Raw genomic sequence first — 12,589 nt, forward strand, 5'->3', positions numbered from 1 at the left:
GGAAGACCGGACTACGCTGCCCGATGGATAGTCAAAGTGTGAACTAAATCGGCGAGGAGGAGACCATGGTGGACGGCGGACGAATTCCCGCGCTCTTCGCCGGGCTGTGCGACGACGCCGCGGTGTTCCCGCCGGGCCTGGCCCCGCTTCCGGACGCCGTCGCCGCACACGACGAGCACCTCGAGGCTTGGTACGCCGGCCTGGTCGGGCCCTTGGTCGTCGCCGCGACCGTGCTCGGCGACCTCGCCGAGGTGCTGGACGGCCGGGAGACCCCGCTGCCGGTCTCGGTGACCCTGCCCGGCGGACCCGCGCAGCTCGACGGCGTGCTCGCCGCGGTCGCCGAACTCCCGGTGAAGCTCGAAGCGCTCGAGATCGTCGTCCCGGAGGGGATGGGCCCGGACGAGGTGCTCGCCGCGCTTTCCCGCGCCACCGGGCCGGTCTTCGTCGAGATCCCGCGTGACGAGCGGCGCATCCCGCTGCTGAACGCCCTTTCCGGCACCGGTCACCGGGCGAAGTTCCGCACCGGCGGCGTCCGCGCCGACCTGTACCCGGACGAAGCGGAACTCGCCGCCGCGGTCCGAGCGGCGGCCGGGGCGGGTGTGCCGTTCAAGGCCACCGCGGGCCTGCATCACGCCCTCCGCAACACCGATCCGGAGACCGGCTTCGAACAGCACGGTTTCCTCAACCTGATGCTCGCCACCGACGCCGTCCTCACCGGCGGAGACGCCGAAGCCGTTCTCGCCGAACGAGACGGCGCCGTCATCGCCGAGCGGCTCCGGGCGCTGGACGCGGATCGTGTCGCCGCGGTCCGCGCGGGTTTCACGTCGTTCGGCACCTGCAGCATCACCGACCCCCTGACCGAACTGGCCGGACTCGGCCTGCTCGAGGCGCCCCGAGGAGAGGCATGACCACGATCGACATCCCCGCAGGCTCGCTGTTCGGGATCGACAACCTGCCGTACGGCGTGTTCTCCGTCGACGGTGATTCCCCGCGCGTCGGCGTGCGCGTCGGCGACTCCGTCGTAGACCTGGCCGCGGCGCTCGGCGACGACGTGTTCGCCGCGCCGACGCTGAACCCGTTCATGGCGCAGGGATACGACCGCTGGGTAGCGGTCCGCGATCGGATCCGCGACCTGGTCTCCGGAGAGCTCCCCGACGGCGCGGTCCACGCGATCGGGCGGGTGACACTGCATCTGCCGATCGAGGTCGCCGATTACGTCGACTTCTACGCCTCCGAACACCACGCCTCGAACGTCGGCAGGCTGTTCCGCCCCGACGCGGAACCGTTGCTGCCCAACTGGAAGCACCTCCCGGTCGGCTACCACGGACGCTCCGGCACGGTCCTGGTCTCCGGTACGGACATCGTGCGCCCGAGCGGTCAGCGCAAGGCCCCGGCCGACACGGCGCCGGTGTTCGGGCCGAGCGCGCGGCTGGACATCGAGGCCGAAATGGGCTTCATCGTCGGCACCGGGACGCCGCTGAACACCCCGATCACGCCGGACGACTTCCCTCGCCACGTCTTCGGCGCGGTCCTGCTCAACGACTGGTCGGCCCGTGACATCCAGGCGTGGGAGTACGTCCCGCTGGGCCCGCACCTCGGCAAGAGCTTCGCGACCTCGATCTCCCCGTGGGTGGTGCCGATCCTGGCGCTGGAAGCCGCGCGGATCCCGCTGCCCGGGCAGACCGATCCGGAGCCGCTGCCGTACCTGCGGGAGAGCGACCCGTGGGGGCTCGACATCGACCTCGTCATCGAATGGAACGGCGAGGAGGTCAGCCGCCCGCCGTTCCGCGAGATGTACTGGTCACCCGCGCAGATGCTCGCGCATCTGACGGTCAACGGCGCCTCGTCGCGCACGGGTGACCTGTACGGCTCCGGGACGATCTCCGGACCGGAGAAGCGTCAGCGCGGCGCGTTCCTCGAATTGTCCTGGGGCGGCAAGGAACCGCTCACGGTCAAGGGGGAGGAGCGCACCTTCCTGCAGGACGGCGACGAGGTCGTGATCACCGGCACCGCGCCCGGCGCGAACGGCTCGCGGATCGGGTTCGGCGAGGTGCGGGGACGCGTGCTGCCCGCACGGTGACTCAGCTACCGGCGATCCCGTTCGGCGGCGGCGCGTCGTTCGCCGCCGAGTCGTTCGCCTCGATGGGGGCGTCGCCGAGGTCTGTCACCAGTACCGGGGTCAGATCCTTGCCGACGCCTCCCTTGAGCTCGACCACCGACATCCCGGAAATGCCCAGGTGGTTGTCGCCGGTGTAGCGGAACGGCGCAAGGCCCGGCCCCGCGAAGGTCTTCCCGGACTGCTGGAGCACTTCGACGATCCGTTCCCGCGTCAGGTCCTTTCCGGCCGCCTGCAACGCCTGGACGAACGTGTACGCCTGCGCCATCCCGTAGATGCGGTAGTTCGTCAGGTCGCCGCCCTTGCCGTGCGCCTTCCAGACGTCCTGCCACAGCTTCGTCCACGCGTTGTCCGGCGCGTCGACACCGGGCAGGTATTCGGTGGTGACCACACCGTCGATGAGCGACGCGCCGTTGGTCACCTTGCCTTCGGAGAACCGCGCGAGCAGGGAGCCGACGAGCGCGGGATCGGAGCCGACGTTGCTGTAGAACCACTTCGGCTTGAACCCGATCTTCAGCGAAGCCAGCTGCGAGAGCGCGGTGTACGACGGAACGGTGAAGCCCAGCACCAGATCCACGCCCGCGGCCTTGAGTTTCGCGATCTGCGGCGCGATGTCGGTGTTGCCCGGCGAGTACTTCGCGACCTCCACGATCTGCTCGCCGAGGTAGCGCCGCGCGCCCTTCTCGCCGTCGCGGCCGAAGTCGTCGTCCTGGAGGAACAGGCCGATCTTGGCGTTCGGCAGGTTCTTGCGCACCCAGTCGCCGATGATCTTGCCCTCGATCTCGTAGTCCGGCTGCCAGCCGAAGGTGAACGGCGCCTTCTTCGGGTCGTCGCCCCAGCGCAGCGAACCCGACGACACGAACAGGTCCGGCACCTTCGAGTTGTTCAGGAAGTCGACGACGGCGCTGTGCGTCGGCGTCCCGAGGCCGCCGACCATCGCGAAGATCTCTTCCTTGAGCACCAGTTCGTTGGTCACGGCGCTGGTCGTGGTCGGGTTGTAGCCGTCGTCCTTCACCACGAACTCGATCTTGCGGCCGTGGACGCCGCCGTTCGCGTTCACGTAGTCGTAGTACGCCTGATGTCCGCCGGGGATCTCGCTGTAGCCCGGCGCGGCGACGCCGGTCAGCGGGAAATGCGCCCCGATCTTGATGGTCGTGTCGGTGACGCCGACCGTCGAGCCCTTCCGGTCGCCCTCGGGTCTGCCGCCCGCCCCGCAGGCGGCGGTGACCGTCACGGCCAGGAAGACGGCCACGGCCTTGGTCCAGCGTTTCATGAACTTCGCCTCCAGTGGATGAGTTTCCGCAGCCCGCCGGCGAGGCCCGCCGGTGCGAGCAGCACGATCAGGACGGTGACCAGGCCGTAGAGCAACGGCGCCAGATGCGCGGCCTGCACGTCCGACAGGCCGAGATCCGTTCCCGCGCCGGTCACCAGTGGCGGCAGGAAGGTCAGCAGCGCGGCCCCGGCGAGCGCTCCGGTGAGACTTCCGAGACCGCCGAGCACCACCGCGGACACCAGCAGCAGCGACAGCGTCAGCGCGAAACCGCTCGGGGCCGCCAACCGTGCGGACAACGCCATGAGCGCCCCGGCCAGGCCCGCGCATCCCGCGCTGACCACGAACGCCCGCACCCGGGTGCGGGCGAGGTCGATCCCGGCCAGTTCGGCGGCCACGTCCTCGTCGCGGACCGCCCGCCAGTCGCGTCCGACGCGACCGCGTGACAGGTTCGCCAGCAGGACGAACACGGCGATCACCGCGAACCATGAAAGGTAAGCGAGATAGCGAATCGACGTGAGATCCTGGCCGGTGACGAAGTACGCGGCGTCCGCGAGCCAGCCGGGGATCTCCGGCATCCGTACGGGCAAGCCCTGCTCGCCGCCGAGCGCTTCGCCGAAGAACAACGGGATCCCGGGGACGGCGACGGCGAGCGCGAGTGTCGCCCCGGCGAGATACGGACCATGCAGCCTGGCGGCGGCGACACCCACGAGCGCGCCGACCGCGAGGGTGATCACCATCGCCAGCAGCAGGATCACCAGAAGTGGCAACGCATCCGACCTCAGTAGGAGCGCCGTCGAATAGGCGCCGACGGCCATCAGCGCGCCGTGTCCCAAGGAGAGCTGCCCGTTGAGTCCGGTGAGGACGGTCAGACCGCCCGCCGCGATCGCGAGATACGCCATCGTGGTGAACTGCGCGGTGAGGAACGGCCCGGAGTTCTCCAGCACGAGCACGACGACGACCAACGCGGCGAGCGCGCTCAGGAGATGACGTCGCAGCACGTCAGACCCTCCGTTCGCGAACGCTCGTGAACAGGCCGCCGGGTTTCAGGAGCAGCACCGCCATGAGCAGCGCCAGCGCGGCGAGGGGCACCAGTTCCGCGCCGACGTAGCCGCTCACCAGGCTCAGCGACAGGCCGAGGACGACGCCGCCGACGACCGCGCCGACCGGGCTGTCCAGCCCGCCGAGCACCGCGGCGACGAAACCGTACACCACCACACCGTCCATATAGGACGGATGGACGAGGCCGCCGCCGGCGATCAGCAGACCCGACAGCGAACCGGCGAGCGCGGCCAGCGCCCAGCCGAGGGTGAGCATCCGCCCGACCCGCACCCCGAGCAGGCGGGCCACCTCCCGGTCGAAGGCCGCGGCCCGCATCCGCAGGCCCAGATCGGTACCGCGGAACAACACCACGAGCCCGATCAGCACCACACCGACGGCGGCGATGGTGAACACACCGAACCCGGTCAGTGCGATCGTCGTGCCGCCGACCTGGAAACCGGTGAGCCCGAACGGCGCGGGGAAGGACCGGTACCGCGAACCGAACACCAGCGCCGCCAGCGCGTGCAGCACGATGAACAGCCCCAGCGTCAGGATGACGGCGTTGATCTCGGGTTTCCCCGAGACGAACCGGATCACGAAGCGTTCCACCAGCGCGCCGAGCACCAGACCCGAAAGCAGGGCGCCGGCGAAACCCGCCCAGTACGACCAGCCCGCGTCGATCAGGACGAGCGCGACGTACGTGGTGATCATCGCCATCGGCGCTTGCGCGAAGTTCACGATCCGCGTCGCCCGCCAGATCAGCACGAGCGCCAGCGCGAACGCGGCGTAGACCGCGCCCAGCGTCAGGCCGGTGAGCGCGGTGGTGAGCAGTTGCTGCACGAAGCTCCCTTTCAGAATCCGAGGTAGGCGTGCCGGAGCGCGTCGTCCGCGACGAGCGCGGCCGCGTCCCGCCGGACGACGACCCGCCCGAGGTTGAGCACGACACCGTGATCGGCGATGGACAGCGCGCTGCGCGCGTTCTGCTCGACCAGCACGACGGCCAGGCCTTCGTCGTCGACGAGACCGCGCAGCAGCCCGAAGATCCGCGCCACGATCCTGGGTGCGAGGCCCAAGGATGGTTCGTCGAGCAGCAGCACCTTCGGCCGGGAGAGCAGCGCGCGGCCGATGACCAGCATCTGCCGCTCGCCGCCGGAAAGGACGTGCGCGAGACCGTTCTTGCGCTCGGCGAGCACGGGGAAGAGGTCGTAGATCCGCCGCAGGTCGGCCGTCTTCACCCGGCCGCGCGCCCCGAGCGCGCCGAGCCGGAGGTTCTCCTCGACAGTCAGTTCGGCCAGTACGCCGCGGCCTTCGGGAACATGCGCGAGACCCAGTGCGGGAAGGTCCTCTGTGGACACTCGGCTCAAGTCCCCGCCGCCGAGACGGATATGGCCGCCCGCAGGCCGGACGAGGCCGGAGATGGTGCGCAACAACGTGGTCTTGCCCGCGCCGTTCGCGCCGAGCACCGCGGTGATCTCGCCCTCGGCGGCCGAAAGGCTCACCGAATCGAGCGCGCGCACCGGGCCGTAGCTCGCCGAGAGCCGCTCAACGGTCAGCACCGGCCACCTCCTCGCCGAGGTAAGCCGCCTGCACCGCCGGATCGGCGCGGATCTCGTCCGGGGTGCCGCGGGCGATGACCCTGCCGAAGTCCAGTACCACGATCTCGTCGCAGACCCCCATCACCAGATCCATATGGTGCTCGACGAGCATCACCGACATACGCTCGGTCAGGCCGCGGACCAGCGCGCCGATCTCGTCGATCTCGGCCGACGAAAGGCCGCCCGCCGGTTCGTCGAGCAGCAGCAGGTCGGGTTCGCTCACCAGTGCTCGCGCCAAAGCGACCCTTTTCCTTGTCGGGTAAGGGAGACTGGTGGGGTAGCGATGGGCGACGTCGGCGATGCCGAAGTCCTCCAGCTGCGTCATCGCCCGCTCGGTCAGGGCCTTTTCGTCCTTCGACAGCCCCAGCAACGAAGACCAGAAGCCGGATTTCGCGTGCCTGCCCGCGCCCACGAGGACGTTCTCCAGCACGGTCATCCGGTCGAACAGGCCGAGCTCCTGCAGGCCGCGCGCGATGCCGAGGCCGGCGAGACGATGCGGGCGCAGCCGCCGCAGTTCCGTGCCGCGCCAGGACAGCGTGCCGGTGTCCGGCCTGACGAAACCGCACGCGACGTTGAACAGCGTGGTCTTGCCCGCCCCGTTCGGGCCGATCACGCCGAGCACCCGGCCCGGTGCGACGGTGAGGGAGACGTCCGACAACGCGACGAGACCACCGAAGGTCACCGATACGCCGGACATCTCGAAGGTCGACAGGGTCACGCAAGAACTCCCAACGGCGGAAGGGGGCCCCGGCGCGGGCGCGCCGGGGCCGAGGACACTCAGGCGTGCGGACACGTGTCCCGGTAGTCGCTGATCGCGCGGTCGTCCGGGGCGGGGCAGAGGAACTGCTCGTAGCGGGTGTCGTTGTCCACGAACCGCTTCAGCCACGAGATCGTGTACTTGGCCATGGTCGTGTTCGCCGTGTTGGGGAAGAAGTGGCTCGCGTTGTCCAGCTCCATGTACGCCTTCTCCGCGGTGGCGGGAATGCTGGTGTAGAACGGGATCGAGTGCGACGCCACCGGTGCGACGGAGTCGGACTCGCCGCCGATGATGAACGTCGGCACCCTCAGCGAGGACCACGACTTCTGCGTGTTCCACGGCGCGAGCGGCACCGCGGCCTGCAGCGACGGCCGGTCCTGTGCGGCTTCGAGCGAACCGCCGCCGCCCATGGAATGCCCGGCCACGGCGAGCCGGGAGGTGTCGATGCGGGAGCGCACGGTGCTGCGCTGGGTCAGGTAGTCGAGCGCGGCGAGTAACTGGTCACCGCGGCTGTCGGGCTGGTCGTAGATGGTGTTGGTGTCGATCGTGAACACGACGAACCCCTGCGACGCCAGCCGCGGGCCGATCCACGCGATACTCGATTGCGTGGCGGTGAACCCCGGCGAGATGGCGACCGCGCCGAACGTGCCCTGCGCTGTGCTGGTGGGGTAGTAGATGGTTCCGCCGCCGAAGCCGGTGACGGCCAGGCTCGACACGGAGGTCTGCGACACCGCGAAGGAGCCGCGCGAGGCTTCGATGCTGCTCTCGGTCGGGTCCGGTCCTCGTTCGTAGGGGTTCTCGGCGGCGTAGGCCGTGGGGGCGACAGTGAGTGCCGCGACGGTGGCCAGTCCACAAAGGATCCGGGTCGTACTACGCATGGTGCCGTCTCCGTTCGCCGTTGAACACAGTCCGTGGTGATGGACTCTGGCAAACGGACGGAGGCGCCTGCATCGGTGAAATCGCCGGTCTTGCTCCGCGGTCGCCCTCGCCGGCCCGGGCGCCCGTACGATCGGCGATCGTGAATCCCTCAGCCGAGGACATAGTCCGCGCGGCGGCCCGGTGGATCGATCGCGGCGTCCGCGTCGACACCTCCGCCTTCGCCCAGGATCTGGGCATCTCGCGCAGCACCCTGTTCCGTCGCGTCGGAAACCGGGAAGACCTGCTCGGTGATGCCCTCTACTACCTGTCCGAGCGCACCCTGACGGCCGCCGCGCGGACCTGGGAGCGCGAAGAGGGCGACGTGGTGCGCAACGCGGCCGGCGAACTGCGGTGTCTCGCGATCATGCGGGAGTACCGGTCGGTGCTCGCGGCGAGCGCGGGGTTCCGCCGCTTCCTCGACGACGAGCCGGTGCTGGCGATCAGGCTGCTCACCGACCCGGACGGCCGTGTCCAGCCGAGGGTGATCGCCGCGCACGTCGAGCTCCTGCGCCGCGACGTCGACGCGGGCGGCTTCGAGCCCAGCGTCGGGCTGGACAGCCTCTGCTACGCCATCGTGCGGCTGGGGGAGGCGTTCCTGTATTCGGACGTCCTCGCCTCCCGGACCCCCGATCTCGACGCGGCATCGACGCTGCTGGGAGCGCTCGTGGAGGGACGGGTGCCGAGCAAAGCCTTGTGAAACACTTGCGCCTGGTGTTTCATCGAGAGGGATCTCGAGGAGGCGTGGATGCCTGTGTACCCGTTGCGGGGCAGGGACGACCTCTTCGGCGGGCTGCGCTCGGCCGCCGGACGCGCGGTGCTGATCCGCGGCACGGAGGGCCTGGGCAAGTCGGCCCTGCTCGCCGAGCTGCGTGCCACCCTCGGCGTCCGGCTCGTCGGGGTGCGGGGCCTGCGGGCGGAAAGCACGCTGCCGTACGGCGCCCTGCAGCGGATGTTCGGCGCGTCGGTCGCCAGCGGCGCGGAAGCGCGAGACCGGCTCGGCGCAGTGTCGGTTCCGACGATCTGCTGGGTCGACGACGCGCACTGGATCGACCCGGAGTCCTTGGCGGCGCTGGGTTTCGCCGCCCGGCGCTTGGCGGGCGCGCCGGTCGGGATGGTGCTCGCGTCGCGATCCGGCTCGGACGAGTTCGACTCCGTCGAGCTGCCACCGTTGAGCGAATCCGCCGCCGATCAGGTGCTGCGTGACCGCGGTGTGCCCGCCAGTGTCCGGCCGCAGCTCGTCGAGCTGGGTGACGGGAATCCCGCCGACCTGGTCGCGCTGGCGGCCTCGCTGACGCCCGCCCAGGCGGCCGGACGGGAGCCGGTTTCGCCGATCCTGCGGGACCGCCTGCCTCGGTACACGGCCGAGCTCGACGCGATGCCGCTCGACGAACGTTTGCGGTTTCTCTGCACCTGCATGGACTTTTCGGCGCGGAAGGCGACTTGGTACGCGGCGGCGTCACCGGCCGACCGCCGTGCGGCGCACGCGCGGCTGGCCTCCGTCGAGGAAGGACCGGACGCGCTCTGGCACCGCGCGATGGCGACCGCCACGCCGTCCGAGCCACTCGCGGACGCGCTCGCCGCGGCACCCGCGGCGGATCACGCGGCCGCGGCGCGGCATCTCGAACGCGCCGCAGCGCTGACCGCCGATCCGGGTGCGCGGGCGGCCCGGCTGCTGGCGGCGGCGGACGCGGCCTGGCAGGCGGGCAGACCGGGGTGGGCGCGGCTGCTGCTGTCGAGGGCCGACGCCGAACCGGGTGCGGTGGCGTTGCTGCACGGGGAGATCGAACTGCGCGACGGCGATCCCGCCGTCGCCACCCATGAACTCGGCACGGCTGCGCGGTTGCTGCCCGATCCGGCCGCCGCGCTCCTGCTCGCGGGCGAGGCACGGAGGCTCGGCGGCGACCTGGGTGGCTACCGGGCCCTCGCGCGGACGGTCCCGGCCGGAGAAGGGCTGGCCTTCGCGCATTTCCGCGGCTTGACCTCGGTTTACGCCGGACGTCACGACGACGCGGTCGCTCCGCTGGAGGAAGCCGTCGCCAAGGGGATGGCCGACACCGACGTCGCCGGAGCCGTCTGGGCCGCCGAAGCGGCCTTCGCCCGCGGGCACGCCGAACAGGCGCACGAGTACGCGGCGGCCGCGGTGAGCCGCGCGCGGCTCGGCAAACGGCACGCGGAACTGCCGTGGGCGCTGGTCTACCTGTCGCTTTCGGCCATCGCGCTCGACCGGATCCCCTGTGCGCGGGCGGCTTCCCGCGACGGCCTGCACGCGCCGCACAACTTGCGGATGGAACATCTGACGCTGCTGGGGCTGGCCGCCGCGCTCCTCGGCGACCGGGCGCCGGAACTGGACGAAGCGGCCGAGGGCATCGCCGAACGCGGCCTCGGCAGGCCCGCCGCCGTCGCCGCGTGGGCGTACGCGTGCCTGGACCTGGCCGAGGACCGGCCCGACGACGCGCTGAGCAGGCTCGAAGATCTCGCTTCCGGCGTCTCCGGCGACCAGCCGGTGATCCGAGTGCTGGCCACTCCGCAACTCGTCGAGGCGGCCGTCAGCACCGGGCGGCCCGAACGTGCCCGTGCCGCGCTGGAGGTGTTCGACCGCTGGACCCTGGCCGCGGCGGAACCCTGCTGGCTCGCGTTGAGCCACCGCTGTCACGCGCTGATGGCGTCGGATCCCGGCGTGGCGGAACGGCGTTTCCGGCTGGCCGTCGAGGCGCACCGGCGCGCGGGCGGCGCGGTGGAACTCGCCAGGACCAGGTTCGCGTACGCCACCTTGCTGCGACGCCATCGCCGGACCCGCGACGCCCGCGACCAGTTCCGCGATGCCTTGCGCGGCTTCGAAAACGTCGGCGCGACCCGGTTCGCCGAACGGGCCCGGGCCGGATTGCGGGCTGCGGGCGAGACCGTCGACGTGCCGCACCGCTCGCTCGCCGGCCTCACCCCGCAACAGGACGCCATCACCCGGCTGGTGGCGGCGGGGGAGACCAACAAGGAGATCGCGCGGCGGCTGGTGATCAGCCACCGGACGGTGGACCACCACCTGCGGAACATCTTCACCGCATTGGGGGTGCGGTCCCGCGTGGAACTCGCGCGCCGCGTCGCCTCCGGCGAGTGACGCTGCCCGTGACTCACGTGATTGAAGGCGTGATTCGCGTGATTGAAGGCGTAACACGCGAGTTCCGCCTCCAATCACGCGAGTCACGTCCCTGATCACGAGAGTTACGCCTTCGCTCACGCCGCGCCCTGGACTTCCGCCACTTACGACCACCTGTACCGAACGGCGGCTTCGCGTGATGGAACGGACGACACGTGTGATCAGGCGGACGACACGCGTGATCGGATGGACGACACGACCGCGGCGAAGCCTCCGCCGCGAGTCGTCCGTCCAGACACACGTGTCGTCCGTCTGATCACGTGTGTCGTCCATCCAGTCACGCAAGACGTCCAAGTAGGTATCCAGGAGACGGACGGTTAGAACCGTCCTTGCCACTCGCGAGGTGGCGTCACGGGCAGGCGAGGACCGGGGCCTGCGGACGGCCGCCGCCGTGCAGGTCGCTCAGCGGAATCCTGGCCAGGCCCAGGATCGCCTGCGCGGTCGCGCGCGGGGCGGTCGAAGGGTTCAGGCCGGTGGCGTCGTAGGCGATCGCGCCGCGGTCGGGCTCGGCGCCGGCGCAGCCGGTCTGCAGTGAGCGCAGGAATTCCCGCGCCTTGCTCGCGGCGGCGGGACGGTGACCGGCCAGCGCTTCCGCGGCGAGGCCGGTGCTGTTGGCGTTGGGCGCGTTCGTGCCGAAGCCGAAACCGCCGTTCGCGTGCTGCTTCGTGACCAGCCACGACGTGCCCTCGCGGGCGTTCACCACGTCACCGGTGGCGCGCAAGGCCTGGACGACCGTCGCGGTCGCATCGACGTCGCTCGTGCACGTCGTTTCGCCGAAGTTGAGCGGGAAACCGCCGTCCGCGCACTGGGTGCCCGCGAGGAACGTCACGGCCGACGCCGGGACGCCGCCGGACGTGCGGTCCAGCGCCAGCAGGGCGAGCGACTGCGAGAGGGCGTTGGAGTAGTCGCCGTATTCGGACCGGTCGGAGAACCGGCCGGACGGCGTGAGCAGCGAGAGCAGGCCCGCCTTCAGGTCGACGCCGCCGAACGACGCCGGGTCCTTGCCCCGGATCTGCGCGGCGAGCATCAGTTTGGCGTGCGCGCCCGCGTAGGCCTCGGTGCCGCCGCCAACGTAGCCGGTGGTGATCTCCGGTTTCGCGAGCCAGGCGATCGCCTTGCCCGCGTTCGTGTCCGACACCCCGGCCGCGGCGAACGCGAAGATCGCGTCGATCGTCAGGCCCTGGTCCGGGAACTTCTGGCCGCCGAAGTCGGCCTCGAACCGTTCGCCGTCGGTCATCTGCCTGGCGAGCCAGCCCGCGGCGGCATCGGCCTTGTGGTGGGTGGCCGCGGCCGCCGCCGGGGCGGTGACCAGCCCGATGCCGCACAGCAGGGCGACAGCGAAAACCAAACGTCTCATGAGAACCCTTTCCCGCATTTCCACGACAGGAGTCGGTGACATCGCGCGACGTGGGTGACCGGGCTCGCCTGGAAGGCACACCGTTGCGGGACAGCGCCGGACTCTCACCGGACTTCCCCCACGACCGCGCGAGAAGACTCTCACCCCGGTCGAACGCGGGATACCGCCGGGTGCCGATGTGATCCTGGCAACCGACCTGGTCAGCGGTACCTGCCGGAGGTGAACGGGTGTTAACCTCGGCTGGCTCGACAACAGAACACCGCCGCCCGTGACGGGGAAGCCGGTCGAAATCCGGCGCTGTCGCGCAACCGTGGGCCCTTCGCAGGGCAAGCCGGGATACCGAACGGGCGGATGAACGAACCACTGTCGCGATAAACAGGGGTG

General features: G+C 70.6%; 11 protein-coding genes and 2 riboswitches. Of the genes, 4 read left to right on the forward strand and 7 right to left on the reverse strand.

Features of this window, described 5'->3' with window-relative positions:
* The first annotated feature begins 65 nt into the window (after positions 1-65).
* A complete protein-coding gene (locus AVR91_RS14560) occupies positions 66-908 on the forward strand; it encodes a hypothetical protein (protein WP_063271090.1) in 843 nt (280 codons plus the stop codon).
* Positions 905-2,080: a fumarylacetoacetase gene (gene fahA, locus AVR91_RS14565; RefSeq protein ID WP_063271089.1), complete on the forward strand. Its 1,176-nt coding sequence runs from the start codon at positions 905-907 to the stop codon at positions 2,078-2,080. The genes AVR91_RS14560 and fahA overlap by 4 nt, the downstream gene beginning before the upstream one ends.
* Before the next feature lies 1 nt (position 2,081).
* Here the strand turns inward: fahA and AVR91_RS14570 are convergent, their stop codons facing one another.
* From AVR91_RS14570 to bdeA, 6 genes are read right to left on the reverse strand one after another with little or no spacing between them, the layout of a single operon-like run.
* A complete protein-coding gene (locus AVR91_RS14570; RefSeq protein ID WP_063271088.1) occupies positions 2,082-3,389 on the reverse strand; it encodes an ABC transporter substrate-binding protein in 1,308 nt (435 codons plus the stop codon).
* Positions 3,386-4,387: a branched-chain amino acid ABC transporter permease gene (locus AVR91_RS14575; RefSeq protein ID WP_063271087.1), complete on the reverse strand. Its 1,002-nt coding sequence runs from the start codon at positions 4,385-4,387 to the stop codon at positions 3,386-3,388. The genes AVR91_RS14570 and AVR91_RS14575 overlap by 4 nt, the downstream gene beginning before the upstream one ends.
* A 1-nt stretch (position 4,388) precedes the next feature.
* On the reverse strand, positions 4,389-5,267 hold the full coding sequence (locus AVR91_RS14580) for a branched-chain amino acid ABC transporter permease (protein ID WP_063271086.1): 879 nt from the start codon (positions 5,265-5,267) through the stop codon (positions 4,389-4,391).
* An 11-nt stretch (positions 5,268-5,278) separates the two neighbouring features.
* Positions 5,279-5,983: an ABC transporter ATP-binding protein gene (locus AVR91_RS14585; protein WP_143254005.1), complete on the reverse strand. Its 705-nt coding sequence runs from the start codon at positions 5,981-5,983 to the stop codon at positions 5,279-5,281.
* A complete protein-coding gene (locus AVR91_RS14590) occupies positions 5,970-6,740 on the reverse strand; it encodes an ABC transporter ATP-binding protein (RefSeq protein WP_394329951.1) in 771 nt (256 codons plus the stop codon). Before AVR91_RS14590 ends, AVR91_RS14585 begins: the two co-directional genes overlap by 14 nt.
* 59 nt (positions 6,741-6,799) lie before the next feature.
* Positions 6,800-7,657 (reverse strand): bis(hydroxyethyl) terephthalate hydrolase, encoded by an 858-nt coding sequence (gene bdeA / locus AVR91_RS14595; RefSeq protein WP_016335551.1) that lies wholly within the window; start codon positions 7,655-7,657, stop codon positions 6,800-6,802.
* A 140-nt stretch (positions 7,658-7,797) separates the two neighbouring features.
* Here bdeA and AVR91_RS14600 point away from each other — a divergent pair, with 140 nt between their 5' ends.
* Together AVR91_RS14600 and AVR91_RS14605 are read left to right on the forward strand one after the other, a co-directional pair.
* Positions 7,798-8,394 (forward strand): QsdR family transcriptional regulator, encoded by a 597-nt coding sequence (locus tag AVR91_RS14600; protein WP_063271085.1) that lies wholly within the window; start codon positions 7,798-7,800, stop codon positions 8,392-8,394.
* A 48-nt stretch (positions 8,395-8,442) separates the two neighbouring features.
* Entirely contained in the window at positions 8,443-10,809 is a 2,367-nt protein-coding gene (locus AVR91_RS14605) for a helix-turn-helix transcriptional regulator (RefSeq protein ID WP_063271084.1), read from the forward strand.
* A gap of 388 nt (positions 10,810-11,197) precedes the next feature.
* Here the strand turns inward: AVR91_RS14605 and AVR91_RS14610 are convergent, their stop codons facing one another.
* Positions 11,198-12,205, reverse strand: coding sequence for a prenyltransferase/squalene oxidase repeat-containing protein (locus tag AVR91_RS14610; RefSeq protein ID WP_063271083.1), 1,008 nt, complete (start codon positions 12,203-12,205; stop codon positions 11,198-11,200).
* A gap of 30 nt (positions 12,206-12,235) precedes the next feature.
* A riboswitch (cobalamin riboswitch) is annotated at positions 12,236-12,388 on the reverse strand.
* 66 nt (positions 12,389-12,454) lie between these two features.
* Positions 12,455-12,568: riboswitch (cobalamin riboswitch) on the forward strand.
* The last annotated feature ends 21 nt before the right edge of the window (positions 12,569-12,589 follow it).

Source organism: Amycolatopsis keratiniphila subsp. keratiniphila, assembly GCF_001620365.2.
Lineage (GTDB): Bacteria > Actinomycetota > Actinomycetes > Mycobacteriales > Pseudonocardiaceae > Amycolatopsis > Amycolatopsis keratiniphila.